This is a genomic window from Dactylosporangium sp. NPDC005555 (genome assembly GCF_040605635.1).
Lineage (GTDB): Bacteria > Actinomycetota > Actinomycetes > Mycobacteriales > Micromonosporaceae > Dactylosporangium.
Genome location: NZ_JBEXDG010000023.1, coordinates 92,391 through 117,534, shown reverse-complemented (window position 1 = coordinate 117,534; position 25,144 = coordinate 92,391). Strand labels below are relative to the sequence as shown.

Sequence of the window (25,144 nt, the reverse complement as noted above, 5' to 3'; positions counted from 1 at the left end):
GTAGCAGCCACCGCACCGGATTGGACCAGATCCGAGCTCCGGTCTCATGCGTCGTAGTCCACCACGACCTTGTCCGTGATCGGCAGCGCCTGGCAGGTGAGGACGTAACCGGCGGCGACCTCGTCTGGCTCCAGGGCGAAGTTGCGCGCCATCGACACCTCACCGACGACGATCTTCGCGCGGCAGGTGGAGCAGACGCCGCCCTTGCACGCATACGGCAGCTCCGGCCGCTGCCGGAGCGCGGCGTCGAGGACGCGCTCATCAGGGCCCATCACGATGGTGGAGGTGCGCCCATCCAGAATGATTTCGACCGTCGAGCCCGAAACATCAGCAGTGGCCGAAGCAAGCGCAACCGAAGCAGCCGGTACATCAGCCACATGAAACAGCTCGGTGTGCACAGCGGCATCGGTGACGCCCCGCACGCTGAGCGCGACCCGCGCGTCGAGCACCATGCCGTGCGGCCCGCACAGGAACCACTCGTCGACGGTGTCCGGCGGCAGCAGCGTGTCGAGGATCGCCCCGATGCGCTGCTCGTCGAGGCGGCCGGACAGCAGCGCCGACTCCTGCGCCTCGCGGGACAGCACGTGCACGACGTGCAGCCGCTCCCGATACCGGTCCTTGAGGTCGGCGAGCTCCTCGGCGAACATCACGGTGCCCGCGGCGCGGTTGCCGTAGACGACGGTGAATCGGCTGGCCGCCTCGACCTCCAGGGCCGTCGCGACCAGCGACAGGACCGGGGTGATCCCGGAGCCGGCGACGAGCGCCGCGTAGTGCCGGGTGCGCGACGGCTCGAACGCGCTGGTGAAGTGGCCCAGCGGCGGCATGACGTCGATCTCGTCGCCGGGGCAGAGGTCGGCGACGGCGAAGGACGAGAACGCCCCGCCGGCCACCGCTCTGATCCCGACCCGCAGGACCCCTTCGGCGGCGAGCCTCGATGGACTGGAGCAGATGGAGTACGACCGGCGGATCTCCGACCCGTCGTGCCAGCGCCGCACGGTGAGGTGCTGCCCGGCCTGGAACGCGAACGCTGCGCGCAGGGTGTTCAAAACGTCGAACGTCACCACGACCGAGTCGTCGGTGAGCCGCTCGACGTCCACCACCGGCAGCCGGTGAAACGTGGGGCGCCTGCTCATATCGCCTTCACCGCGTCGAAGGGCTCCAGGCAGCTGGTGCACCGCCACAGGGACTTGCACGCGGTCGAGCCGAACCGGGACAGCTGCTCGGTGGCCGGCGACCCGCACCGCGGGCAGCGCATCGAGATCTGCAGCAGCACCCGGCCGGGGGGTGCGATCCCGGCCGCGGCGAGCTTTGACCGCCCCTCATCGCTGATCATGTCGGTCGACCACGGCGGGTCGAGGACGGTGCGCACGGTCACGTCGGCGACGCCCGCGTCGTGCAGGGCGGACTCGATGTCGGCGCGGATCATGTCCATGGCGGGGCAGCCCGAATACGTCGGGGTGATCGTGACCGTGACGGCGTCGCCGTCGACCGCGACGTCACGCAGGATGCCGAGCTCGGCGAGGTTGAGCACCCGCAGCTCGGGGTCCTTGACGGCGGCGACCACGTCGAACAGCGTCACCAGTGGACCCCCGGGTGCGCGCGGTGCAGGACCTGCATGTCGGCGAGCAGCGTCGCAAGCGCCTCGGTGTGCACGGACCGGCCCCCGGTCGGCTCGTCGACGGAGGCGGGCCTGGTCAGCGTCGCCTCGGCCAGGACCGCGTCGATCGTCTCCAGCCACGCCGCGCGCAGCGTCGACGGGTCGATGACGACGCCGGCCACGTCGAGCGCGCGCACGTCAGGGTCCATCGCGAAGAGCTGATGCGTGTAGGGCCACATGTGGTCGACGGCGGCCTGCATCCGGCTGTGGGACTCGTCGGTGCCGTCGCCGAGCCGGACGACCCATCGCGAGCTGTGATCGACGTGGTACGCCGACTCCTTCCGCGCCTTGGCGGCCACCGCGGCGATCCGCTCGTCGCCGACGCCGATCGAGCGGTCGTAGAGCAGCCGCTGGTAGACCGACAGGAAGAGCAGCTTGGCCATCGTGACCGCGAAGTCCCCGTTGTCGAGCTCCACCAGTCGCACATTGCGGAACTCGTGCTCGGAGCGCAGGTATGCCAGGTCGTCCTCGGTGCGGCCCTGGCCCTGGAGCTCGCCGGCGTAGCTGAGCAGCATCCTGGCCACGCCGAGCTGGTCGAGGGCGATGTTGGCCAGCGCGATGTCCTCTTCCATCTCCGGCGCGCGCGAGCACCACTCGCCGAGGCGCTGCGCGGTGATCAGCGCGTCGTCGGCGAGGCCGAGCACATACTTCGCGACGTATCCGACAGGCCTCATATGTGTGCCGCGCCTTCGGGGACGTCGTAGAACGTGGGATGCCGATACACCTTGTCGGCGGCGGGCGCGAAGAACGCGTCCTTCTCGTCGGGGCTGCTCGCGGTGATCTCGGCGGTGGGCACTACCCAGATCGACACGCCTTCCTGCCGGCGGGTGTAGACGTCGCGGGCGTTGCGCAGCGCCATCTCGGCGTCGGACGCGTGCAGGCTACCGACGTGAGCGTGGGAGAGTCCGCGGCGCGGGCGGACAAATACCTCAAACAGCACTTTTCGCTCTTTTCGCCGCATATACCTGCGCCGCCTCGCGGACCCAGGCGCCTTCTTCATGGGCGCGCCGGCGATGGTCCATCCGCTCCTGGTTGCAGGGCCCGTCGCCCTTGATCACCCGCAGCAGCTCGTCATAGTCGGGCTGGGTGTAGTGGTGCCGCTGTTCTGTGTCGTCCCACCGCAGGTCAGGGTCGGGGATCCGCAGGTCGAGCACGCTCGCCTGCTGCACGCACATGTCGACGAACCGCTGCCGGAGCTCGTCGTTGGAGAAGCGCTTGATCTTCCAGGCCATCGACCGCTCGGAGTGCGTCGAGTCGCCGTCGGGCGGACCGAACATCGCCAGGGACGGATACCACCACCGGTCGACCGCGTCCTGCGCCATCGCCTTCTGCTCGGGCGTGCCGTGCGACAGCGTGTGCAGGATCTCGAAGCCCTGCCGCTGGTGGAACGACTCCTCCTTGCAGACGCGGATCATCGCGCGGGCATAAGGCCCGTAGGAGCAGCGGCACAACGGCACCTGGTTGACGATCGCGGCGCCGTCGACCAGCCATCCGATCGCGCCGACGTCGGCCCAGGTCAGCGTCGGGTAGTTGAATATGGAGCTGTACTTCTGCCGGCCGTCGATCAGCATCTCGACCAGCTCGTCGCGGGAGATGCCGAGCGTCTCCGCGGCGGCATAGAGATACAGGCCGTGCCCGGCCTCGTCCTGGACCTTCGCCAGCAGGATGGCCTTGCGCTTCAGCGACGGCGCGCGGGAGATCCAGTTGCCCTCGGGCTGCATGCCGATGATCTCCGAGTGCGCGTGCTGCGCGATCTGCCGGATCAGCGTCTTGCGATAAGCCTCGGGCATCCAGTCGCGCGGCTCGATCTTCTGATCCGCGGCGACGATCGTGTCGAAGTAGTCCTGGAGGTCCGATCCGGCCGCCACGTCACGGCCGGCGGCCTGCTGAAGCTCCCGCTCGGCGCTGTCCACCTGCTCGAGGAGCGGGGCGAAGTCGTTGCCGTACACCCTCCCAGTGTTACAGCAACCGACCGACCCTGCAAGAAGGTGTCACAGACATCGAGGCAACTACCAGCGACTTTTGAGCGCATCTGGGCAGCGGGGAGCGCGTTGGAAGGGGAGACTGTCCGGGATCGTCACGTCTGGTCACTCCTGATCGCTTACGACGTGGTAACACCGGCAACACCTGCTCATGACCAGCGGTCGATGCAATGGAACCGACCGCCAGGGAGGGACCACCGACCCATGCGCAAGCGCGTCGGATTCACCGTGCTCATGTTGTTCGCCGTCGCAGTGATGGTCGGCGTGCCGTACATGCGGGGCAGCGACATGCTGGACGATCACGAGTCCAGCGCCGCCGCCCCCGCGGCGATGAACGAGTCCACGTCGCCGCAGCCGGAGGCCACGCGCAAGGCCGCACCCGCGGCACCGGCCGCCCCCTCACTGCCGCCGGCGCTGCTGCACCCGGCCCCGGTCGCCGTCGACGCCACGGGCTTCTGGTCCTGGACGGTGCTGGACCGCCGCACCGGCGCGATGGCCGGATCCGGCAACGCCTCCACCACCCAGCGCACCGCGTCGATGATCAAGGCGTGGCTGGCCGCGGACTACCTGCGCCGCACGCCGAGCCCGAGCTCGTCGAACCTGCGCCAGCTCACGTCGATGATCCGGAACAGCGACAACACCGCGGCCTCGTACTTCTGGGGGCTCAACGGCCGCTCGGCCAGCATCACGCGCCTGGTGCAGATGTGCGGGCTGACGGACAGCAAGGCGTACATCGACTGGGCCAGCACCATGGTCTCGGCCCGGGACGCCGCGCGGATGGGCGCCTGCATCGGCGACGGGCGCGCGGCGGGTCCGAAGTGGACCGACTGGGTGCTCAACGAGATGCGCAACGTGGCCGGCAGCCAGGAGTTCGGCGTGGTGCCCGCGCTGCCGGCGGAGGAGAAGGCGGCGACCGCGGTCAAGAACGGGTGGATCGCCCGCAGCGACGGCAAGTGGCACGTCAACTGCATGGCGATCGGGACCGACTGGGTGCTCGGCGTCCTGACGGTGTACCCGACGTCGAAGGGCATGGACTACGGCGCCGAGATCTGCGCCTCGGTCACGCGGCAGCTGCAGGCCTAACCCTTGAAGAAGGCGGGACCGTCCGAGGGCAGCGGGGGGACGGCGCCGCGGGCGGCGGCGCGGCGGGCGAACTCGCGGATGCCCGCCACCTGACGATCGCCGAGCGAGAAGTCCAGCACGCGGAAGTAGTGCGCGAGGGTCTCCGCCGACAGCGTCTCCCAGCGGGCCGCGGCCTCGGCGATCTCGTCGAGCTCGGTGAGGCACAGGTCCTTGGACCGCAGGAACGCCTGGTGCACATCTTTGACCAGGCCGGGATGCGCCTCGGCGAACGCCCGGCGCACACCCCAGGCGGCGAAGACCATCGGCAGGCCGGTCCAGTCGCGCCAGGCCTGGCCGAGGTCGGTCACGGTCCAGCCGCGCTGCGGTGCCTCGTGCAGCGCACGCAGCGCCACGTCGCCGATGATCACCGCGGCGTCGGCCTCGTCGAGCATCCGGGCCAGGTCGGGCGGGCTCTGGAAATACGTGGGCGTGACGCCGACCTTCGACTCCAGGTACATCTGCGCGAGCATGACGCCGGTGCGGGACGTGGCGCCGAGGGCGACCCTCTGACCGGACAATGCCTCCAACGGCACCGTCGAGACGAGGTTGACCGACAGAACCGGCCCGTCGCTGCCGACCGCGATGTCCGGCAGGAGCAGCAGGTCGTCGGCGTTGCGCAGGTACTCGACAAGCGTGATCGGCCCCACGTCCAGGTCGCCGGCGACGAGCGCGGCGCTGAGCCGTTCGGGGGAATCCTTGTGCAGGTCGACGTCGATCAGCGCGCCCGAACGCATCAGGCCCCAGTAGAGCGGCAGGCAGTTCAGGAACTGGATGTGGCCGACGCGGGGCCGCTGCAATGCAGGCACACCGCTTATGGTGCCCCAGGAATCGCCGCTCAAGCGGGCGGGGCGGTCATTGTCACAGCGCGTACCCTCATGGGGTGCGACGCCCCCTCGCAGTGCTGGCCTGCGCCATCGTGTTGGCGGGATGCGGCACGCCCACTTCTCCGAAGCCGCAGAACACCCAGCAGCAGGCCGCCGCCGCCACCGCCAGCATCGCTTCCGGAAGCCCGGGCGCGGCGCCGAGCCCCAGCGCGAGCGGACCGCTGTTCACACCGACCCAGCCTGTGACGATGAACGTCAAGGGCTTCTGGTCGTGGGCGTTCTATGACCTGAAGGAAGACAAGATGTACGGGTCGACGCCGTACACGACGAGCGACACCGCGAGCATGGCCAAGGCGTGGGTCGCCGCGGACTGGCTGCGCCGGCAGGGCGAGCAGAACAAACAGCCCGCGGCCGCCGCGCTGCAGGAGCTGTCGCGCATGATCCGTGACTCCGAGACGGAGAACACGTTCAAGTATCACGTCCAGAACGGCAACCTGACCTCGATCAAGCGCATGACCACGACCTGCGGCCTGACGGAGACCAAGGGCACGCAGAACTCGTGGAGCCTCACGCAGATGTCGGCACGCGACGTGGCCCGCCTGGCGAAGTGCATCGGCGACGGCCGGGCGGCGGGACCGAAATGGACCGGCTGGCTGCTCAACGAGATGCGCAACGTGCGCGGGCCGGGGCGCTTCGGGCCGATCGAGGTGCTGCCCGCGGACGTCCAGAAGACGACCGCGGTCAAGAACGGCTGGCTGGCCAGGGAAGACGGTCAGTGGCACATCGCGTGCATGGCCGTCGGCGACGGGTGGACGATCGGGATCATGGCGCACTACCCGAGCACGCTGGGGAAGGACTACGGGACGAAGACGTGCCGGGAAGTGACGAAGCAGCTGCTGACCCAGCCGCCGCGCTGACCCGCCACATCCAGCCGCCGAAGATCGCGACCCCGACGATGCCCGCCGCGCCGCAGCCGATGACGATGTGCCTCGGCTCGAACGGGCCGACGAGGACGCCGCCGGCGGCGTAGCCGATCAGGTTCGCGGCGTTGATCACGGCGCCGAAGCGGGCGAAGAACGCCCCCCGCACCTCGGCCGGGACCCGCCTGGCGGCGATGACGCCGATGAAGTTGTTCTCCGCGCCGTTCACGGCACCGCCGAGCAGCCACAGCGGGTACATCACCAGCACCGCGGACGCGAAGCCTGAGACCAGCACGATCAGCGCGGTCGCGAGGTGCATCACGACCAGGATGCGCCCGAGCGTGCCGTCGTCGCGGGCGCGCGCCGCGGCGAGCCAGCCGCCGCCGAGCATGCCGGCCGTCCACGCCGCCTCGACCAGGCCGAACTCGACAGGACTGCCGCCCAGCGTCTCGCGGATGAAGAAGACGCCGACCACCATGTCGACGTTGATCGTGAGCACGATCGCCCCGACGAGGCAGATCAGCGCCAGGAGAAACCGGTCGTTCCGGATTTTCCATGGTGTACGACCAGCGCCGGCCGCTGCGATCGGCGCCTTCCGGCGGGTGTGCAGCAGCAGCCCGGCGGCCGCGACGGCCAGATAGGTGACGGCGTCGATCAGCAACGGGACGCGCAGCCCCAAGACCCCGACCAGCACCCCGGCGAGGGCCGGACCGGCCAGCGCGCCGACGGAGTTGGCGGTCTGCCCGATCGCCATCGCCCGGCCGACGCCGTCGGGCCCCGCCGCGTCCGGCAGCAGCGCGTTGAACGTCGGGGTCGTGACCGCCACCCCGGCGGCGAGCGCCGCGACCAGCGCGATCAACAGCCACGTGCTGGTGGTCAGGGCCATCGCGGCGCAGCAGGCGGCCTGGGCGAGGCCGACGGTGGTGAGCAGGATGCGGCTGTCGACCCGGTCGACGAGCCGGCCGACCAGCGGGGCGAGGGCGACGACCGGCACGACGGAGGCGATGAGGACGGCGGCGACGGCCGGTCCTCCCGCGCCACGGTCCTGCAGGGCGAGCAGGATCGCGGTCGCGGCCATGAAGTCCCCGAGGAACGAGACGCCTCGCGCGACCGCGAGCAGGTACACGTCACGAGGAGATGCGAAGGACATACTTCGAAAATAATCCTTCACATCTGGTGATCGCCAGAGGTTTTCCTAAGTACGCGGAAAGGTCCGGTACGTCACGTTCACCTGCCGGGCTCCCTCCGGCAGATCGGTGCGGCGGGACCGCGCGTAGCGCTGGAACAGTGCGAGGACCTCGTCGTTGAGCGCCTTGAGCTCGTCCGCGGTGACCTGGATCTGCACGTCGGCCGAGGTCGCGGCCGTGTACCACTCGTAGGGCTCCTCGTCGCGGCGGCTCAGCCAGGCCCGCGCCCGGGCGTCCTCGATCTCCAGGAACATCAGCGACAGCTCCTGGTCCGCCGCCCGCTCCGCGGCGCCGCCCTCCGGCCCGGCCTCGATGTTGAGCCCCTGCAACTGGCTGCGCCAGACGCGCTCCCGCCCGTCGCCGCGGCTCGGCGCCTGCTCGATCAGGTTGACCTTGGCCAGCTCGCGCAGGTGGTAGCTGGTCGCGCTGGGCGACAGCCCGCAGACCTCGGCGAGCTCGGTCGCCGTCGCCGGCTCGCCGCCGTCGAAGAGCCGGTCGAGGATGGCGATCCTCGCCGGGTGCGCCAGCGCCCGCATCGTCGAGGCGTCCCGGATCTGCGCGCGTCCCGGATCCAGCCGGACCGGAGTCTCATCAACCACGTACCCAGGGTATTCATGACCCTTCGGATGATCTGAGGTCAGACCTTTTTTTCTTATGGTGAGGCTCTTTGGATCTTCGACTTGGGAGACCTGGTGCGAGTACGTGGTTACGCCCCCGCGACGCCATGCTGGACGGTGCTCACCAGCGCCGACGCCGGCGTCTCGGCGAACTTCTACGGCGGGCTCTTCGGCTGGACCACGGCCGCGGCCGATGACGGCACGACCACGTTCCTGCTGCGCGACCTGGCCGTCGCCGGGCTGACCGCGGCACCGGGCCGCCCCTCGGCGTGGCTGAGCTACGTGTCCACCGAGGACATCTCGGCCACGGCGGGCCTCGTCACCGACGCGGGCGGCAGCGTGCTCGTTCCGCCGTTCGCCGCCGGTACGCGGGGGCACAGCGCCTTCTTCGCCGACGCGAGCGGTGCGGTCTTCGGCGCGTGGCAGCGCGGGACGTTCGCCGGCACCCAGGTCGTCAACGAGTCCGACACGATCTGCTGGAGCGAGGTCGTCACCCCCGACATCCCGGCCGCGGTCGGCTTCTACGGCAAGGTCTTCGGCTGGACCGAACGCGCCGGCTCCGCGGGCGCCCACCAGGAGTATCACGAGTGGGTCGCCACGAACCGGGTGGTCGGCGGCATGAGCCCGATGGGTGAGCTGTACCCGCCGGGAACGCCCGCCCACTGGCGCACGATCTTCCTGGTCGACGACTGCGCCGCCACCGCGGCCCGGGCCGTCGAACTCGGCGGCCGCCTGATGGCCGGCCCGGTCGACGCCGGCATCGGCCTGGGCGCGTTCCTAATGGACCCGACCGGTGCCGCGTTCCTCGCCTTCGAACTGCTCCCCGAGCTCCGCGACCACTTCTAGACGGTGCCGCAGCGCGGCGGCCAACTCCCCCGCGGCCGCGAGCTGCTCGGGCGTGAGCGCGGCGACGAACAGCTCCCGGACCGCGCGCAGGTGCGGCACCGTCGCGCCGTGGAACGCCGTCGCGCCGGCCTCGGCGAGGACGATCTCGGCGCCCCGGTTGTCGCTGGCGCACTCCTCACGGCGGATCAGCCCGCGCTTCTCCATCCTGCCGAGGTGGTGCGACAGCCGGCTGCGCTCCCAGCCGATCCCCGCGGCCAGCTCGGATGAGCGCATCCGCCGGTCGGGCGCCTCGCTGAGGGCGAGCAGGACCACGTAGTCCCCCGGCGACAGCGAGGTCTCGCTCTGCAAGCGCGACGCCAGCTCCGCCCGCAGCGCGTCCGCGGTCTCGATGAAGTCCCGCCAGATCCGCAGCTCGTCCGTGGTCGGCAGTGTGCGCTTCGTCATGGGCCCTCCAATTGACGTGTCAATCATACGGTGCACATAATTGACACGTCAATTACCACGGAAGGAGCCCGGCCGTGTCTGATCTGGAGTTCGGCCTCGACACGTTCGGCGACGTCCCCTCGGACGACGCCGGCGCACCTGTCTCCTACGCCGCCGCGATCCGGCAGGTCCTCGACGAGGCGGTGCTCGCCGACGAGCTCGGCGTGGACGTCATCGCCCTCGGCGAGCACCACCGGCCGGAGTATTCCGTGTCGACGCCCGAGACGGTGCTCGCCGGGATCGCCACGCGGACCTCGCGCATCCGGCTCGCGTCCGGCGTGACCGTGCTCAGCTCCGACGACCCGGTCCGGGTGTTCCAGCGCTTCGCCACCGTCGACGCGCTCTCGAACGGCCGGGCCGAGGTCATCCTCGGGCGCGGCTCGTTCACGGAGTCGTTCCCGTTGTTCGGCTACGACCTCGCCGACTACGACATCCTCTTCGAGGAGAAGATCGACCTCTTCGTGCAACTGCTCGACGAGCGGCCGGTCACCTGGAGCGGCACGACGCGCGCACCGCTGGTCGACGCGGACGTCTTCCCGAAGACCGAGTCCGGCCGCCTCGACACCTGGGTCGGCGTCGGCGGCTCGCCGCAGTCGGTCGTGCGCACCGCCCGCTACGGCCTGCCGCTCATGCTCGCGATCATCGGCGGGAAGCCGGCACGGTTCGGTCCGTATGTCGAGCTGTACCGTCGGGCCGCCGACCAGCTGGGCACCACCGCGCATCCGGTCGGCATGCACTCCCCCGGCTTCGTCGCCGACACCGACGAGGACGCCAAGGAGATCTTCTGGCCGCACTACCGGGTCATCCGCGACCGCATCGGGGCGCTGCGCGGCTGGCCGCCGATCCGCCGGGAGGAGTTCGACGCCGAGGTCGCGCACGGCTCCCTCTACGTCGGCTCACCCTCGACGGTCGCCCACAAGATCGCCGCCGCGGTCCGTGCCGTTGACGCCGGCCGCTTCGACCTGATCTACACCGCGGGCGCCCAGCCCGTCAGCGCAAGGCTTCGTGCCGTCGAGCTCTACGGCACGAAGGTGATCCCCATGGTCAAGGAACTGCTGGCATGATCCGTGCCGTCCTCGGCATCCTCGGCGCCGGCAAGGTGGGCACGGTGCTCGCCCGCCTTGCGGTGACCGCGGGCCACCGGGTGCTCATCGCGGGCTCCGGCGACCCGTCGGCGATCGCGCTCACCGTCGACGTGCTCGCGCCGGGCGCGGAGGCCACCACCGCCCGCGACGCCGCCGCCCGCGCGGACGTCGTCATCCTGGCGCTGCCGCTCGGCAAGCACCGCACCATCCCCGCGCTCGAGCTCCGCGGCAAGCTCGTCATCGACGCCATGAACTACTGGTGGGAGGTCGACGGCATCCGCGACGACCTCGCCTCCTCCAGCGAGGTCGTCCAGGCCTTCCTGCCCACGTCGCGGGTGGTGAAGGCCTTCAACCACATGGGCTACCACGACCTGGAGGACTCGTCCCGCCCCGCCGGCGCCCCGGACCGCAAGGCCATCGCGATCGCCGGCTCCTCGGACCTCGAGACGGTCGCCGCCCTGGTCGACGCCCTCGGTTTCGACCCGGTGATCGTCGGCCCGCTCGCCGAAGGCGCCCGGCTGGCACCGGGCACCGAACCCTTCGGCGCCAATGTCGACGCCCCCACCCTCCGAAGCATGCTGGGGCTTGAGGCGGGTTGACCGAGATGTAATACCAGCACCCATATCCGGATTGCCCACTGTGGAGGAAAAGGTCGCTCCGGTCCCACGGTCGCGGTCGCCCCGGCAAGGATCGATGCGTCATCCCTCAACCTCCGGGAGCGCAGTTGCACAACCATGCCCTGCGCCGTCCGCTGCTGTACGCGGCACTGACGGCCACCATCATCGCGACGTCGACGGCGATCACCGCCGCCCCCGCCATCGCGAGCGGCACCTCCTCCATCACCGGCCACCTCACCGACCCGGCCGGCGTGCCCACCGCCGGCGCCGGCGTGTGGGCCACTTCGCTCGATGCCCTCAACCAGCCCGTGTTCACGCAGACCGACGGCGCCGGGGCGTACAGCTTCGGCAGCCTCGATGCCGGCAGGTACATCCTGAGCTTCCGGGCCGCCGGCAGCTCATTCGAGCAGTACGCGCACCAGAAACTCAGGTTCAACGACGCAGACCCCGTCTCCGTGGCCGCGGGGGCCACGGCGGTCGTCGACGAGCAACTGCTGGCGACCGGCCGGGTCGCCGGTACGCTGCGCAACGCCGACGGCTCGGCGGCCCAGGCATACGTGCAGGCCTACACCGCCGAGGGGCAGAACTACGTCGGCAGCACGGGTGTCGCGCCCGACGGCACCTTCGGGCTGGACCTTCCGTCCGGCGCCTACAAGATCCAGTTCTACGTGCGAAGTTCGTTCTACCAGTGGAACGGCGGCAAGCTGACCTTCGACAGCGCCGCCCCGATCCAGGTCACCGCCGGGTCGACGATCCCGCTGACCGAAACGGTCGTGCAGACAGGGTCGATCGCCGGGCGGCTGACCAACGCCGACGGCACCCCGGCGAGCGGCGTCGGCGTCGCCGCCGAGCGGGCGGAGTACGACGGCATCCCCACGCGCAGCGCGACCACGGACATTGACGGGCGCTACCGCATGGACGACGCCGTGCCCGGCGACTGGCTCGTCAGCTTCAGCGGGCCGCGGTGGATTTCGCAGTACGCCCACGGCACGCTCGACCGTGACGCCGCCGCGCGCATCGCGGTGACCAGCGGCCAGGTGTCGACGGTGGACGAGCAGTTCCTGCCGCAGGGCACCGTGCGCATCGTCGCGCACGACGCCACCAGCGGCGCGCCGCTGTCGCACTTCTGTGCGTACGCCAACGCCAACACCAACCTCAGCGGCTGCACGGACGGCACGGAGATCATCCTGGCCGACGTCCCCGCCGTGGCGTGGAGCTTCGCCGTCAACATCAACGACCATCAGCACTTCGAAGAGCGCGACGCGACGGTCACCGTCACCGGCGGCCAGACCACGACGATCGACGTGGCCCTGCGCCGCGGCGCGACGCTCACCGTGCCGATGGTCAAGCGGGCCGACGGCACGACCGCCGAGGGCTGCGCGCAGGCGGCCAAGGTCGGCGTGCAGTATCCGTACTTCGGCGGGCACCCGGACTACATCACCTCCTACGCCTGCTCGGACTGGTTCGAGCCGCAGATCCCCGGCACGGTGGTCCTCGGCCCGCTCGACGCCGGCACCTACCAGCTCTTCGCCGACCCGCGCGACGACGCGCTCGGATCGCAGTGGGTCGGCGCGACCGGCGGCACCGGCGACCGTGGCGCCGCCGCGCAGGTCACGCTCGCGGAGGGGGACCAGGTCACGGTCCCGGTCGTGCGGCTCGACCGGGCCGGCACCATCAGGGGCAAGGTCACCGACCTCGCCACCGGCGCCCCCGTTGCGGGCGTCTGCGTGTCGGTGACCGCCAGGGCCCCGGGCTTCAGCGGCGACGGCTGCCCGGTCGCCACCGCCGGCGACGGGACCTACGTGATGCCCGGCGTCGGACCGTACGCGTGGCCGGTGCAGTTCTCGAGCCACGACTACCAGTGGCGCTGGTCCGGCAACGCGGTGAGCCGGCCCGAGGCCACCCCGGTGACCGTCCGCGCCGGCAAGAACGTCACCGCCAACGCCAAGATGCGCACCGGCGGCGGCACGATCACCGGCGCGTTCCGCGACCCCGCCGGGCACCTGCTCGACGGGGGTGTGTCCGCCTACAACGCCGTCACCGGCGAGGCGGTCTCGATCGGCGGTCAGTCGTACGCCGACACGCCCTACGTGCTGGCCAACCTCGCACCGCAGCAGCAGGTGAAGCTGCAGTGGTCGACCGTCGACGGCCACCGCGGCTGGGTCGGTGGCACGAGCTTCGCCTCCGCCACGCCGTTCCAGATCAAGAACAACAAAACGCTGACCGTGAACGTCACCGTCAGCTGACGACCGGCCGGGCGGTCAGGGCCCACAACCGGCCCTGACCGCCCATGCCGTCAGAAGGTAGTACGAACAGTTTGTAGTACAAAGAGTTTGTAGTACCGTTGGTTCGTGGACGTCATCGGGCGGGCGGTTGAGCTGGCGGAGCTGACTGCCGCGTGGGAGCGGGCGGCTGGTGGCGAGCCGGAGCTCGCGGTGGTCTGGGGGCGACGGCGGGTCGGCAAGACCTATCTGCTGACGCATTTCGCTGAGGGCAAGCGGTCCGTCTACTTCACCGCGGCACGCCAGGACACCGACGAGCGACAGCTTCAGCGGTTCGCCGGCGCGCTTCGCGAGCAGCTCGGCGATGAGATCGCGGACCTGGCGCCGGCGAGCTTCCCCACCTGGGAGGCCGCGCTGCGGTTCGTCGGGGGCATCGCCCGCGCCGAGCCCTTGCTGGTGGTGCTCGACGAGGCGCCCCGCCTGATGAGCGGGCACGCAGACTTCGCCGACACCGTTTCGGCCGTATGGGAAAACCACATCCGCGACCAGAAGCTGATGCTCGTCCTTTCCGGATCCGCCGTCGCGGTGATGGAGCAGATGCTGGGTCCGCAGGGCGGCCTGCACCGCCGCGCCGGCCTCGAGCGGAGGATGGATCCGTTCCCGCTGATCGATGCGCGTGCGTTCCAGCCCGATCTGCCGCCCGGCGACTTCATCCAGGCGTATGCGGCCTGCGGCGGCTATCCGTTGCACCTGCGTCGCTGGTCGGCGCAGCGGTCCACCGAGGAGAACCTCGACGAGCTGGCCTTCACTCCGGGCGGCCTGCTCCTGCGGGACGCGCCGGACATCCTCTCGGAGGATCTTGACTGGCGTGGCGGATACGAGCGGGTGCTCACGGCCATGGCCGGTGGCGCCCGACGACGTTCCAAGATCGCCGGGCGGGCGCAGCAGCGCATCGACTACACCCTCGACCGGCTCCGTCGCGCCGGCTACGTGCGGACGGTCCGTGCGCTGGGCACGGGCGGCTCCCCCGATCCGTATTACGAGATCGCCGACGACTACCTCGCGTACTGGTTCGCCGTGCTGCGCGACGACGCGGACCTGATCGACGGCGGCCAGGGACCGGCGGTCAGGCAACGCACCTCGGGACGGTGGCAGACCCACGTCGCCCGGGTCTTCGAGGGGGCGGCCCGCGAGCATGCACAGCGGCTGGTGGCGACCGGGGCACTTCCCGACGACACGATCATCGGCCGCTGGTGGAAGGACGAGACCGTCGAGATCGACGTGCTGGGGCTCACCGGCGACCGACCGATCCTCGTCGGCGAGTGCCGGTGGCAGGCCAGGCCGCTCACCCAACGTGACCTCGGTGACCTGCAGCGCCGAGCCGCCCACCTGCCGGAGCCGGGCCCGGCCGGGCTCACGTTCGTGTTCTGGTCCCGCGGCGGCGTCGACGAGACCCTGGCCGACCATCCCGATCTACGGACATTCACTCCTGCCGACATCATCGACGGTCGCGGCAAGTCGGTGTGAAGAGCGATACTGATGCAGTTCGGCCCACTCCTTCGGGTGGGAACTGGTCACCGTCGAATGTGTCGACTACGTTGGTCCGGTCGATTCGAGGGGGTCCGATGGCGCAGCCGAACCCACCGTCCTTTGGACTGGATGACTTCGGCCTCGACGACCGCATGCGACTGTTCAGTTACGTCACTGCTGACAACCGGGCGGCTTATCTGTGGGTCCTGCGGTCCCTCGATGCTGCCCGATCCAGCTATCAGGTGGTCCTGCACACGTCCGAGGTGGCAGCCGCGATGGCGGGGCTGGCAAAGATCCATCCCGACTGCCCCGAACCGGCCGGGTTGGAGCTGCCCCGGCTGCTCGACGCCCTGGTCGACTGGGGTGTGCTGGACCGCGGGCAGGACGGCGCCCGCGCGGCGACACTGGCGGAGTACCGGAACCGGCATTCGGTGTATCAGTTCACCGAGGCCGGGTATCGCGCGCACCGCGCGGTCGAGTCTGTGCTCGCGGCCGGCCTCGGCGACAGTTCGCTCTCCCGGCTGGTCTTCGCCGACCTGCTCGCCGACCTGAAGGCGCTCGCCGTGGCGAACGCGAGCGGCGACGCGGAAGAGGTCTACCGCAAGCTCAGCCGGCTCGACCGGGCGCTCGCGGACATCGCCGAGCGCGCGGCGCGGTTCTACCACATGCTGGGCGACCTCAGCCGCACGCCGGATGTGCGGCCCGAGGCGTTCCTGGCACACAAGGACGCGCTGCTGACGCACCTGCGTGATTTCCACGACGAGCTCCAGCGGTATACGCCCCGACTGCGCGAGGCGGTCCTCGAGGTCGAGACCACCGGCCTGGACCGCATGGTGGAGGCGGCCGCCGAGGCAGATGAACGGCTGTTCGCGACCCCCAGCGAGCGGCTGGAAGACTGGCGGAGCCGGTGGGCCGGTCTCCGCTCGTGGCTTGCGCCGCCAGGCGACGGCGTGCTCAGCGAGGCGGACCGCCTCTCCGGCGCGACGATGGCGGCGATCGGGAATGTGCTGGCCCTGCTGCGACGGGTCACGGAGGCACGCCGGGGCGGCGTGAGCCGCGAGTCGCAACTGCGGCATCTCGCCGCGTGGTTCACCGAGGCCGGCTCGGTCGAGGTCGCTCACGCCCTGTTCGACGTGGTCTTCGGTCTCGGCGCACCACGCCATGTCGGCGTCGCCCATGCCGATCCGGAGCTGGTCCCGACGCGCCTGTCCTGGTGGGAGGCGCCACCGGTCGAGCTGTCCCGCACGCTCGTGCAATTCGGCCGGGCCCCCGGGCAAGGCAACGGCCGGCCGGCCAGGCTGGAGCGGTCCCACGGACAGCGTGACCGGCTGCGGGAGCGGCAGCTCGCCACGGAACGCCGCAGCGCGGTGGCCGCGACGCGGCTGATCGAGCAGCACGGCGGCGGCGACCTCGACGCCGGTGTCGAGCTCGACGAGCCGCAGATGGTGGTGCTGCGGCGGCTGCTGGACGTGGCGCTCGCAGCTCGGGCGGCCGGACGTTCCGACGCACCCCTGGCGGCGGCGGCCTACGGGGTGCGGCTCACGCTCACGCCGACCCCGGACCGCTTCACCACCGTGGCGACGACCACAGGTCGCCTGCATCTGAACGGCTACGCGCTGAGCGTGACGCCGGCGGAGCACACGGCGGCCCACCGGACCGCGCTGGTGCCCGTGTCGTGAGGTTCGCCGCAGAGGTCTCCGATCTGGACCTGGCCGACTACCAACGGGCGGTGCGGCTCGTCCTGCGCCATCCGCTGATCACCGCGACCTACCCCGACGAGCGGGCGCTCATCCGCGTCCGACGGTTCGCCGCGGAGCTGCGCCGTGATCTTGCGGAGGCATTCGGGTACCGGCTGGAGCTGCACGGGTCGACGGCTCGGCTGGTGCGGACCGCTGACCGACTTGACCCTGACCGGCTGGCCACCACCCGCACCGGCCGCCCGTTCGACCGTCGGCGGTACGCGTATCTGGCGCTGTGCCTCGCGGCGCTGGGCCGGGCCGGCATCCAGACAACGGTCAGCGAGCTCGCCGACGTCGTGTCCGCCGACGCGAACCGGATCGGCGGACTCGGGCTCGACCCGGACTCCGGTGCCGACCGCCGCGCGTTCGTCGATGCGGTGACCTGGCTGGAGGAGCGCGGCGTGCTCCGGCTGGCGGACGGATCGAGCGCGTCCTGGGCCAGTGACCCCATGGCCGGCGAGGCCCTCTACGACATCGCCCGCGACGCGCTGGTCGCCATGTTCCACCCACCTCGGGTGCTGCAGCACGTCGACAGCGTGACCGCCCTCTTGGAACGCTCTGCGGCCACCAGCGACAATGCCGAGCGGCGCGCGGCGGCACAGGCCGCACGCCGGGCCGTCATCGAGGCGCCGGTCGTGTACTTCAGCGACGTTGAAGCCACCGTCGCGAACCATCTGCGCGGCACGGCGCTGCCCGCCGACCTGTACAGACTGACCGGCCTGCGAGTCGAGCGGCGGGCGGAGGGCGTGCTCCTCGCAGACACGCTCGGGTTCTCGGTGGAGCGGTTCCCGGGCACCGGCTCGGTGGCACAGGCCGCGGTGCTGCTCACGGTTGAGCTCGCCGAGCGGGCACTCGACCCGGACGGCCGACGGGTCAGACGGATGCCGGCACCGGATCCTCGCGCCCGGCAGGCCGCGCTCGTCGCGGCCACAGACACCGCGCTGCCGGCAGCGACCGGCGTCGTGCCGGACGACTTCAGCGACACCGCAGCGCCGGCACCGCGGACCGTCGAGTCAGACGCGGAGCCCGATCGGCTGCCGTTCGTGACGGACAGTTTCCTCCGCGAGTCGATCGCCGCGATCCTCCAGCGCTACGGAGCGGCCTTCGGCGCCGCGTGGCATGCCGACCCGGACCGCCTGCGGATCGAGGCGGTCGAGTTGCTGACCAGATTCGGTGCGGTGACGCCGGTGCCGGGTGGCGTGCTGGTGCGACCGCTGGTCGGCCGATACCGCGGAACGGTTGCCCAGGTGCGCCAACGGACCCTCTTCTAAGGAAGCCCTGTGACCCGCTTCACCCCGACCCGTGCCGGGATCATCAATCTGTGGGACTACCGCGACGAGGAGTTCATCTTCGTTGACGGCTGGCTCGTGCTGCGCGGGCCCAACGGGTCCGGCAAGACCAAGGCGCTGGAGGTGCTGTTTCCGTTCGTGCTCGACGGGCGGATCGAGCCGCGGCGGCTCAACCCGTTCGCCGGCGAGGACCGCACGATGAAATCCAACCTGTTGTACCGCGGGCAGGAGAACGCGCACGGATACGTCTGGATGGAGTTCGGCAACGGTGCCTCGTTCGTGACGATCGGCATCGGTCTGCGGGCGCACCGGCACAACGACCGGGTCACCCGGTGGCACTTCGTCGCCGACGGCCGTGTCGGCGTGAACTTCTCGCTGCTGGATGCCGAGGACCGTCCGTTGCCCCGTAAGGACCTCGTCGAGCAGCTCGGCGCCGACACGGTGCGGGACTCGACGGAGGAGTACCGGCAGCTGGTCGACGCGAAGCTGTTCGGTCTCGGGTCGGCCCGGTACGAGCAGCTGCTCGACCTGGTGCTGACGCTGCGGAAGCCGCAGCTGGCGAAGGACCTCAATCCGGCGGAGCTGTCGCGCACCCTGCAGCGTGGCCTGCGGCCGGTCGATGACCATCTGCTCACCGAGGCCGCCCGGTCGTTCGACGACATGGAGGCGGTGGCCCGCACCCTTGAAGGCCTGGTCGCGGCGGACACCGCCACGTCGGCGTTCCTCGGTGTGTACGCCACCTACTTGCGCACCCACGCCCGCGCCGCCGCCGACACACTGACCGCGCGGCGCGCCGACGCGGACCGGCGCACCGAGGAACTGGCCCGGGCCGAGAGGGAGGCCGCGGCGGCCGAGGACGTGGCGCGGACCGCGCACCGGACACTGCAGGCGGCCGAGGCCGAGCCCGGAAGGTTGCGTGCACACCTCGACCGGTTGAAGAGCTCCGCCGCGTACCGGTCCCACGAGCAGCTCGCCGACCTCGAACGACACGTCCGTGACCTGGTCGGCGCGGCCCGCGATGCCGATGCGGCCGTTGGCGTCGAGGAAACCGCCGAGCGGCGCCGCCGCGCCGACCGGGAACGGGCGGCGGTCGCGGCCCGCGACGGCCTGGCGCAGGTGGGCCGGCTCGCCGACGATGTCGCCGCCGACGCGCAACTCGCCGGAATCGACTGGGGCGACGGCGCCGCCGATGCCGACGGGATGCCGGCCCGGCTCGCGGCCCGGTCGACGGCCCGCCGCGACGACCTGCGCGCCGTGCGTGAGCGCGTGGCCAGTACCGTCCGGGCCGACGACGACCATGCGCGCGCCACCGAGGCCGATCGTGCCGCCCGCGCGGCGATGGACGATGCCGCGCTCGCCGAGTCGCGGGCCGCAGCCGCCGTGGAGACCGCGCACACCGCGGTGGTCGAGGACCTGCACGCGTGGGCCGCGCAGTGGGCCGCGCCGCTCGCGCGGCTGGGCGTGCCCGACCTGACGGACACGCTCACCGAGGCCATCGAAGGCGTGCCGCTCAAGGACGTGTTCGCCGAGGCGGTGGCGGCACCGCTCGCCATCCGCCGGGACACCTTGGCCGCGCTGGCCGCGGAGCGCGCCGCGGTCGAGGCGGAGCACGTCGGCGTCACCGACGAGCGCGAGCGGATCGCGGCCGAGCACGACGACGCCCCGACCCCGTCCGCGACCCGTCCTGCGCGGCGCGACCATCGTCCGGGCGCGCCGCTGTGGCGCCTGGTCCGTTTCGCTGATCACGTGCCCGAGGTCGATGCGGCCGGCGTCGAGGCGGCGCTGCACGCTGCGGGCTTGCTCGACGCCTGGTTGTATCCGTCCACCGACGACACCGCCGACGCGCTCAGCGGCGGTGTCGAGGACGCCTACCTCAGCGCCGGCCCGCCGATCGGCGGGCCGAGCCTGGCCGACGTGCTCATCGCGGAGACCCAGGACCTCGTCTCCGCCGCAAGGATCGACGCGGTACTGGCGTCGATCGCGCTCGGCGACCTGTCCACCCGCTCGGGCGTCGACACGGCCGGTCGGTGGGCGCAGGCGCACGGCACCGGCCTTCTGCGCAAGGACCGGTGTGAGTACATCGGGGTCACCGCCCGCGCCGCGCGCCGCGCCGACCGGCTCGCCGACTGCGACCGCCGGCTCCACGCGCTCGAGTCGGACCTGACGCGGCTCGACGAGGCGCGCGCCGCGCTGCTCGCCGTCATCGACGAGGTCGACCGGGCCGGGAAGGCGCTCCCGGCCCTCGACAGGCTGCGGGCGGCCTGGCGTGACCACGACAGGACGGCCGCCGCGCTCGCGGTCCGCCGGGAAGCGGCCGTAGAGGCGGCCGGGCGCCTCGACGCGGCCGTCGCCGTGCGGGCCGCAGCCGGCGCGGCGTTGCAACGGGCCGTTGCCGAGCGTTCCCTACCCGTCGCGCAGCTCGACGCCGTCGCCGACGCGGTCTCCCGGTTCGAACGCGCGGGCCTGCGCCTGGAGGCCGCATACCAGGCAGCGACCATCGCCGCCGACCGGTCCGGCGAGGCTGACGACCGGCATCAGGAGGCGGTCGAACGGCTGGAGGGCGCACGAGCCGCGGCCACCACCGCCGTCCGTCGGCACGTGGAGAAGGACGAGGAGCTACGCACCCTGCGCGGCGGCATCGGCGCGGAGGCGCAGCAGATCCTGGCCGACGTAGCCGCGGCCGGCGAGGACATCGCCGCCGCCGAGGCGGCCATGGCCGCGGCCCGCGAGGCTTATACCGAGGGGCTCCAGCAGCGCTCCGCCGCACATGCCAGGGTCGACCTCGGCCGGCAGGCCGTCGCCACCGCGCTGCATGAGTCCAGGCAGGACGCGCTGCGGCTGCGACCGTTCGCCCGGCCCGACCTCCTGGGCCTGATCCGCTGCCCCACCGACCTGCTGTGGCCCGCCATCGACACCGCTGGAGACCAGCTCGACCCGGCCGTCGTCGCACTGCACGAGGCGATGCTCGCCGCCACCCGTGAGCTGACCCCGACCGAGACCTCGCTCAAGCAGAGCGCCACCCGGCTCAGCACGGCGCTCGCCGACCTCCAGGCACAGCTGCCGGCCGCCGGCCTCGACCACCGGCCGGAGTGGGACACCGACGAGGGTGTCATCGTCGTCCGGGTCGCCGACGAGCAGGGCCTCACTCCGGTCGCCCGCTTCGCCGGGCGCATCGCGGCAGACCGCCGGGATCAGGAGCAGTTGCTCACCGACGCCGAGCAGCGGGTTTTCGAGGACGCGCTGCTCGGGCAGCTCGCCGGGCAGATCCACCGGCGCACGATCGAGGCGCGCGATCTGGTCGCCGCGATGGACACCCAGATGCGGGCCCGGCGGATGTCCTCCGGTCTCACCGTCGGTGTCGGCTGGCGGCTTTCCGATGACCTCGACACCGAGCAGCGTGAGATATGCAAACTGCTGGAGCGGGATCCGGCCCGGCTCGGCCCGGCGCAACTCACATCGATGCGGCGGCATTTCGCCGGCCGGATCAAGACCGCTCGGTCCGGCGCGCCGGAGAAGCCTTACCGGGAGTTGCTGGCCGAGGTCCTCGACTACCGACAATGGCGGCAGTTCGCGTTCACCCTGCACCGGCCCGGCGGCACCGCGGAACCGCTCACCCGTGCCCGGCACAGCCAGCTGTCCGGCGGCGAGCAGTCCGTCTCGCTCCACCTGCCGCTGTTCGCCGCCGCGAACGCCCTCTTCGGCTCGGCCCGGCCGGACGCGCCACGGCTGCTAGGCCTCGACGAGGCGTTCGCCGGGGTCGACGACAACGGCCGCGGCGAGCTGATGTCGCTGGCGAAGCAGTTCGACCTGGACCTGTTCATGACCGGCTACGACCTGTGGGCGACCCATCCGGCGGTGGGCGGCGCCGCACACTACGACCTGTCGCACTCCGCGGTCGACCACACGGTGTCGGCCGTGCTGCTGGTGTGGGACGGGGCGATGAACATCGCCGACTTCGACGGCACGCTGGCGCGCGCGCTCGGCTCGCCGGAGACCCGGCATGCACCCGCCCTCGCCGCTGACCCACTCCGTGACTGATCCGAGGACCGCGACCGGCTGGCGGCGGCTGCTCGACGCGGCCCGCCGCAGCCTGGAACGCACCGGCGGAAGCCTCGACGGCAGCGTGTCGATCACCGCACCGACCGACGACGAACGGCTGGTCATCATCGGTGTCACGGGGATGTACCGCCCGACCGGCGTGGCCAGGCTCACCGTGCGCCTTGCCGACCTCGACACGCACCTCAGGGACGTCCACGGCGCCGGGCTCACCGCGGTCCTCGGCCCGTTGCGGGACCGTCCCGGAGAGCGCAGGCGTGCCGCCGACGAGCGTGCTGCCCTGCTGACGCTGGCGGCCAACAGCCTCCACGCCGCGTCACCGTGGTTCCAGGAGTGGCTGCAAGGGATGCTCCGCGACGGGACTCTCACCCGGATCGCTCGCAGCGGCACCGATCTGCGAGCGGTCATCACCGTCCTGGACGCGCTACCCGCCGGCGAGGAGCCGATGCCGGCGTTCGCCGAGCGGCTGCTCGGTGACACCAAGGCGCTCGCCGACGGTCCCCTGCGCAGCCTGACGCTGCGCGCCCTTGCGGTATGGCACCAGGTGCCGGTGCCCACCGGCGCCGAGGAGGAGCGGGCCTTGTGGGACATGGTCGGCGTCGTGCCCGACGATCTCGCCAGCCAGGTCCTGGTGCTCAATGTCCCGGCCGTCGGCGGGCTGCTCGGCTCGTGGCTCACCGAGGCGGCCGCCGCCCGGGTGCCAGTGCGGGTGACCTTGCACCAACTGCGGCTCACGCCCCTGACCCTGACCTGCCGGGAGATCTTCGTCTGTGAGAACCCGGCGGTGCTACGTGCGGCCGCCGCTGGGACCTCACGCCCGTTGATCTGCACCGAGGGCGTCCCGTCGACAGCTGTGCACACGCTGCTGCGTGCCGCCGGCCGGGACATGCCGATCCGATGGCGCAACGACTTCGACTGGGCGGGTGTGCGACTCACCGGAGCCGCGCTGGCCCGCTACCCGAATGCCGTGCCGTGGCGCATGGACGCCGCCACCTACAGCGCCAACGCGGCCGGCGGCCTTGCACTGATCGGCACGCCGACCGCGACGACGTGGGAGCCAGCGCTCGCCGCCGCCATGGTCCACACCGGACGCGCGGTCATGGAGGAGCGGGTCCTCCCGCTACTGCTGCAGGACCTGTCCTGACAGTGCGCTACGCCGTCGTCCATGTCAGGCCACCTTCAGTTGTTCATCCCCGAAGTCGGCGATCAACTTGATCCTGCTGGAGGAGATCGAGCGGCCCCGCGTGGGGCCGATGCGGGACATCGTCGCGACGATCCAGCCGGAGCAGGACGAGCTGGTCCGGGCCGAGCTGGACGAGTCCATCTGCGTCCAGGGGGCGCCCGGCACCGGGAACCCCAACCCCGCAATTTGACACACTTCGAGCACGACCATCAGGCGATAGCAGCGATGTCCCGTCGTCGAAGTAGATCGCTTGGTGCAGACGCCCGCCGAGCGCGGCCGCATAGCGGGCCACGACATCCTGGCCGGAAATCTTTCCTGCTCGATCTGCGAGACACGTCCTTTGGTGACGCCCATCCGCTCGGCGACCTGCTGCTGCGTGAAGCCACGAGTCCGACGAACTTCGGCAAGACGATGCCCGACCACCTCAGCCAGCGACTCCCACTTGCCCGCCTCGAACGCCTCTTCACCCCGGCCCGCTCGACATGCTCGGCCCGGATGTCCTTCCACCGCACGTAGCCGCTGGCCTTCCTCCGCTGCTTCGAGCGTTCCGTGACGGACAAATTGCTGATGATCACCCTCTGCCGCACCACGTGTAACGCGGCAGGCACGTAGAGCGCCACTTCGGAAGTGGCACACCTCCGAAGTGGCATCGGCATCGGCGCGTGCAGCGCCGAATGGCGCTCGCGGCGACGCTGGGCGGACCCGATGGCATCTCGGTCACCCCTCGCCGTCCTGGACCCCCGCCGATGAGGTGCACCGATGCCTACCGCATTAAGCCTGGCCTGCGAAACCAAGCCCGATCTCGCGGCCACCATGAAACTGCAGATCCCGGCCCTGGCCTGGCACACGACCGGGGCCGGCGTATGGCAACGCACCTTCCACCCGCACGGGCAGGGCATCCCGGTACGGGTCGAGGCCGACCGTGGCGGGCTGCAGTTCACCTTCCGGACCAGCACGGAAGAAGAGCTGTTGCGTGACCTGCTGACCGCCACGTTCCGTAACGGTGAACAGGTCGGTGCCATGGCCCTTGCGGGTCACCCGGCATTGAGAACGCTGCGCCGCCACCACCAGGACATGATCCTGCTGGCCGGCTCGCCGTTCGAGACGCTCATACTGGCCATCCTGGCCCAGGGCCGACCCGCTGCGACCGTACGGAAGGTGTTCCCCCGACTCACCGCCGCATGCGGTGGCCTCACCCCTCGACGACTTTCCGCCCTGCCATTGCCCAGACTGGCCCAGTTGGTCAGACCGCTCGGCGAGGTCAAGGCCGCCCGCCTGCACGCCACTGCGGCGATCCTCACCAGGCGAGGCGCGACGGCATTCGACCGGCTGATCGCCGGCTCCGGCTCGCACGCACTGAAATACCTGCTGTCGTTGCCCGGCGTCGGCACACATACCGCCGCCATCGTGATGACGATCATCAACGACGCGCCGGGCATGGTGCCGATCGACCAGAATCTGGTGCGGGTCGCCTACCGGCTCGGTCTCACCGACCACGACGGCGGCCTCACCAAACCGGGTAGCCGCCAGGTCGCCGCGGACCTACTCGCCTACGGCCCGGACTTGGCGCGCGTTCACCCACTGCTCCAGCAGGTCGCCTACGACACATGCACCGCGGGCACCCCGGACTGCCGACGCTGCTTCCTCGCCGAGTCCTGCCGCTATGCGGCCCATACCGCGTGATGCCGGGACCCGTCCGGCGCGCTTCGCCGCTCGAACCGCCGCCAGTACCACTCGGCTGGAGGAGCGAATCCTCCCGCTGCTGCTTAGCGATCTGGTGTAACG

The 25,144-nt window shown here is 71.1% G+C and carries 22 protein-coding genes and 1 pseudogene; 13 read left to right on the top strand and 10 right to left on the bottom strand.

Features of this window, described 5'->3' with window-relative positions; genetic code table 11:
* Window positions 1–44: 44 nt before the first annotated feature.
* From paaE to paaA, 5 genes are read right to left on the bottom strand one after another with little or no spacing between them, the layout of a single operon-like run.
* On the bottom strand, window positions 45–1,133 hold the full coding sequence (paaE, locus tag ABZS58_RS25775; protein WP_354785604.1) for a 1,2-phenylacetyl-CoA epoxidase subunit PaaE: 1,089 nt from the start codon (window positions 1,131–1,133) through the stop codon (window positions 45–47).
* Entirely contained in the window at window positions 1,130–1,582 is a 453-nt protein-coding gene (gene paaD, locus ABZS58_RS25770) for a 1,2-phenylacetyl-CoA epoxidase subunit PaaD (RefSeq protein WP_354785663.1), read from the bottom strand. The genes paaE and paaD overlap by 4 nt, the downstream gene beginning before the upstream one ends.
* Window positions 1,576–2,331 carry a 1,2-phenylacetyl-CoA epoxidase subunit PaaC gene (paaC, locus tag ABZS58_RS25765; RefSeq protein ID WP_354785602.1) on the bottom strand — a complete coding sequence of 252 codons (756 nt, stop codon included), beginning with the start codon at window positions 2,329–2,331 and terminating at the stop codon, window positions 1,576–1,578. Before paaC ends, paaD begins: the two co-directional genes overlap by 7 nt.
* On the bottom strand, window positions 2,328–2,597 hold the full coding sequence (gene paaB, locus ABZS58_RS25760; protein ID WP_354785600.1) for a 1,2-phenylacetyl-CoA epoxidase subunit PaaB: 270 nt from the start codon (window positions 2,595–2,597) through the stop codon (window positions 2,328–2,330). The genes paaC and paaB overlap by 4 nt, the downstream gene beginning before the upstream one ends.
* Window positions 2,587–3,606, bottom strand: a complete 1,020-nt coding sequence (gene paaA, locus ABZS58_RS25755; RefSeq protein ID WP_354785598.1) for a 1,2-phenylacetyl-CoA epoxidase subunit PaaA — start codon at window positions 3,604–3,606, stop codon at window positions 2,587–2,589. The genes paaB and paaA overlap by 11 nt, the downstream gene beginning before the upstream one ends.
* A gap of 237 nt (window positions 3,607–3,843) precedes the next feature.
* Here paaA and ABZS58_RS25750 point away from each other — a divergent pair, with 237 nt between their 5' ends.
* Window positions 3,844–4,722 (top strand): hypothetical protein, encoded by an 879-nt coding sequence (locus ABZS58_RS25750; RefSeq protein WP_354785596.1) that lies wholly within the window; start codon window positions 3,844–3,846, stop codon window positions 4,720–4,722.
* Here the strand turns inward: ABZS58_RS25750 and ABZS58_RS25745 are convergent.
* Complete coding sequence (locus ABZS58_RS25745) at window positions 4,719–5,567, bottom strand: menaquinone biosynthesis protein (protein ID WP_354785594.1); 849 nt, start codon at window positions 5,565–5,567, stop codon at window positions 4,719–4,721. The two genes, ABZS58_RS25750 and ABZS58_RS25745, sit on opposite strands and share 4 nt — an antisense overlap.
* Window positions 5,568–5,641: 74 nt before the next feature.
* Between ABZS58_RS25745 and ABZS58_RS25740 the strand changes: the two genes are divergently transcribed.
* The gene (locus ABZS58_RS25740) at window positions 5,642–6,502 is read left to right on the top strand and encodes a hypothetical protein (RefSeq protein ID WP_354785592.1); all 861 of its coding nucleotides are present in this window, start codon (window positions 5,642–5,644) and stop codon (window positions 6,500–6,502) included.
* On the opposite strand, the gene ABZS58_RS25735 is transcribed toward ABZS58_RS25740, so the two are convergent.
* Window positions 6,408–7,655 carry an MFS transporter gene (locus tag ABZS58_RS25735; protein WP_354785590.1) on the bottom strand — a complete coding sequence of 416 codons (1,248 nt, stop codon included), beginning with the start codon at window positions 7,653–7,655 and terminating at the stop codon, window positions 6,408–6,410. The two genes, ABZS58_RS25740 and ABZS58_RS25735, sit on opposite strands and share 95 nt — an antisense overlap.
* A gap of 45 nt (window positions 7,656–7,700) precedes the next feature.
* Entirely contained in the window at window positions 7,701–8,291 is a 591-nt protein-coding gene (locus ABZS58_RS25730) for a metalloregulator ArsR/SmtB family transcription factor (protein WP_354785588.1), read from the bottom strand.
* 93 nt (window positions 8,292–8,384) lie between these two features.
* On the opposite strand from ABZS58_RS25730, the gene ABZS58_RS25725 reads away from it, so the two are divergent.
* The gene (locus ABZS58_RS25725; protein ID WP_354785586.1) at window positions 8,385–9,155 is read left to right on the top strand and encodes a VOC family protein; all 771 of its coding nucleotides are present in this window, start codon (window positions 8,385–8,387) and stop codon (window positions 9,153–9,155) included.
* Here ABZS58_RS25725 and ABZS58_RS25720 read toward each other — a convergent pair.
* Window positions 9,087–9,599, bottom strand: a complete 513-nt coding sequence (locus ABZS58_RS25720) for a MarR family transcriptional regulator (RefSeq protein WP_354785585.1) — start codon at window positions 9,597–9,599, stop codon at window positions 9,087–9,089. The genes ABZS58_RS25725 and ABZS58_RS25720 overlap by 69 nt on opposite strands.
* Window positions 9,600–9,673: 74 nt before the next feature.
* Here ABZS58_RS25720 and ABZS58_RS25715 point away from each other — a divergent pair, with 74 nt between their 5' ends.
* The 9 genes from ABZS58_RS25715 to ABZS58_RS25675 all read left to right on the top strand — a co-directional run bounded on the left by ABZS58_RS25715 (window position 9,674) and on the right by ABZS58_RS25675 (window position 23,549).
* A complete protein-coding gene (locus ABZS58_RS25715; protein WP_354785583.1) occupies window positions 9,674–10,702 on the top strand; it encodes an LLM class flavin-dependent oxidoreductase in 1,029 nt (342 codons plus the stop codon).
* Window positions 10,699–11,322 (top strand): NAD(P)-binding domain-containing protein, encoded by a 624-nt coding sequence (locus ABZS58_RS25710; protein ID WP_354785581.1) that lies wholly within the window; start codon window positions 10,699–10,701, stop codon window positions 11,320–11,322. The genes ABZS58_RS25715 and ABZS58_RS25710 overlap by 4 nt, the downstream gene beginning before the upstream one ends.
* A 125-nt stretch (window positions 11,323–11,447) precedes the next feature.
* Window positions 11,448–13,586, top strand: coding sequence for a carboxypeptidase regulatory-like domain-containing protein (locus ABZS58_RS25705; RefSeq protein ID WP_354785579.1), 2,139 nt, complete (start codon window positions 11,448–11,450; stop codon window positions 13,584–13,586).
* 105 nt (window positions 13,587–13,691) lie between these two features.
* The gene (locus tag ABZS58_RS25700; protein ID WP_354785577.1) at window positions 13,692–15,089 is read left to right on the top strand and encodes a DUF234 domain-containing protein; all 1,398 of its coding nucleotides are present in this window, start codon (window positions 13,692–13,694) and stop codon (window positions 15,087–15,089) included.
* A gap of 98 nt (window positions 15,090–15,187) precedes the next feature.
* Complete coding sequence (locus ABZS58_RS25695) at window positions 15,188–16,771, top strand: TIGR02677 family protein (protein WP_354785575.1); 1,584 nt, start codon at window positions 15,188–15,190, stop codon at window positions 16,769–16,771.
* Entirely contained in the window at window positions 16,768–18,102 is a 1,335-nt protein-coding gene (locus tag ABZS58_RS25690) for a DUF2398 family protein (RefSeq protein ID WP_354785573.1), read from the top strand. The genes ABZS58_RS25695 and ABZS58_RS25690 overlap by 4 nt, the downstream gene beginning before the upstream one ends.
* A 9-nt stretch (window positions 18,103–18,111) precedes the next feature.
* Window positions 18,112–22,158 (top strand): TIGR02680 family protein, encoded by a 4,047-nt coding sequence (locus ABZS58_RS25685; RefSeq protein WP_354785571.1) that lies wholly within the window; start codon window positions 18,112–18,114, stop codon window positions 22,156–22,158.
* Window positions 22,151–23,320, top strand: coding sequence for a TIGR02679 domain-containing protein (locus ABZS58_RS25680; protein WP_354785569.1), 1,170 nt, complete (start codon window positions 22,151–22,153; stop codon window positions 23,318–23,320). Before ABZS58_RS25685 ends, ABZS58_RS25680 begins: the two co-directional genes overlap by 8 nt.
* 67 nt (window positions 23,321–23,387) lie before the next feature.
* Window positions 23,388–23,549 carry a hypothetical protein gene (locus ABZS58_RS25675; protein WP_354785667.1) on the top strand — a complete coding sequence of 54 codons (162 nt, stop codon included), beginning with the start codon at window positions 23,388–23,390 and terminating at the stop codon, window positions 23,547–23,549.
* Between the two features lie 39 nt (window positions 23,550–23,588).
* Here ABZS58_RS25675 and ABZS58_RS25670 read toward each other — a convergent pair.
* Window positions 23,589–23,919 (bottom strand): annotated as a pseudogene (locus ABZS58_RS25670) (helix-turn-helix transcriptional regulator); the annotation flags it as partial.
* Window positions 23,920–24,118: 199 nt separating this feature from the next.
* Between ABZS58_RS25670 and ABZS58_RS25665 the strand changes: the two are divergent.
* Entirely contained in the window at window positions 24,119–25,042 is a 924-nt protein-coding gene (locus tag ABZS58_RS25665; RefSeq protein WP_354785567.1) for a hypothetical protein, read from the top strand.
* Window positions 25,043–25,144: the final 102 nt, after the last annotated feature.

Bases quoted from the DNA above. Each gene is read 5' to 3' on its own strand.
- paaC (WP_354785602.1), bottom strand. From the start codon at position 2,331: ATGAGGCCTGTCGGATACGTCGCGAAGTATGTGCTCGGCCTCGCCGAC.
- ABZS58_RS25720 (WP_354785585.1), bottom strand. From the start codon at position 9,599: ATGACGAAGCGCACACTGCCGACCACGGACGAGCTGCGGATCTGGCGG.
- paaE (WP_354785604.1), bottom strand. From the start codon at position 1,133: ATGAGCAGGCGCCCCACGTTTCACCGGCTGCCGGTGGTGGACGTCGAG.
- ABZS58_RS25710 (WP_354785581.1), top strand. From the start codon at position 10,699: ATGATCCGTGCCGTCCTCGGCATCCTCGGCGCCGGCAAGGTGGGCACG.
- ABZS58_RS25665 (WP_354785567.1), top strand. From the start codon at position 24,119: ATGCCTACCGCATTAAGCCTGGCCTGCGAAACCAAGCCCGATCTCGCG.
- ABZS58_RS25750 (WP_354785596.1), top strand. From the start codon at position 3,844: ATGCGCAAGCGCGTCGGATTCACCGTGCTCATGTTGTTCGCCGTCGCA.
- ABZS58_RS25735 (WP_354785590.1), bottom strand. From the start codon at position 7,655: ATGTCCTTCGCATCTCCTCGTGACGTGTACCTGCTCGCGGTCGCGCGA.
- ABZS58_RS25695 (WP_354785575.1), top strand. From the start codon at position 15,188: ATGGCGCAGCCGAACCCACCGTCCTTTGGACTGGATGACTTCGGCCTC.